This window comes from Acinetobacter endophylla, from assembly GCF_053543775.1.
The window spans coordinates 1-740 of record NZ_JBLVOM010000065.1; the positions used below are offsets into that span (position 1 = coordinate 1).

At 38.4% G+C, this 740-nt stretch carries 1 protein-coding gene; it reads left to right on the forward strand.

From position 1 onward, the window contains the following. Positions 1 to 740, forward strand: a 740-nt coding sequence (locus ACNPNW_RS04850; protein WP_448766617.1) for an SWIM zinc finger family protein, incomplete at both ends; no start/stop codon positions are given.

Sequence of the window (740 nt, forward strand, 5' to 3'; positions counted from 1 at the left end):
AATCTTAAAAAAGACCGTTTAATCGATGATGACTGCACTTGTCCAGTTGGATATAACTGTAAACATGCTGCTGCTTTAGCGCGGTTATTCTTTCAAGAATATCGTCAGGAATTTCAACAGCGTTATGCTGAATCTCAATCTCCGCAGGGAATCGCAAAACGCCGATGGGGGGATGATCAGGCGCAGCGCTGGTTGAATGATTTTAAACGGTATTTGCAACAGACTGAACCAGAGCAATCTGTCAAAACAAACAATTATTTAATTTACCTGCTAGATCAGTCGGTCAGCTTAAAGAAATTGACAGTTGATGTTCAGAAAGCCAGACGCAATAAGAACGGCTCAATTGCAGGGGAAAGTTATTATACCCAATATGAAAATATCACCAGAAAGCATCTGACTTTACCTGAACAAAAACGACAATTATTTAACCAGATTTATTATTACGCCAAAATAAACAGCGACGAACGCTTTTATCAAAGCAATCTTGATATCTCAAGCATTTTATTGGAGCATTTCAAATCTTTTATTCAAAGTGGCGATGTGTACTGGAAAAAAAAGAGCCATACTGCACTTCAATGGTCAGAACAAGGCTATCACATCGAACTGATCTGGCAACAAGGTGTAAACAAACAGACAGAGCATTTAAACATTGAATTGGTCAATGGTGATATTCGACTCGATTTAAAATCAAATCCTCATATTCAGATTCTCGCGAGCCATCCACCATGTTATGTGGATAT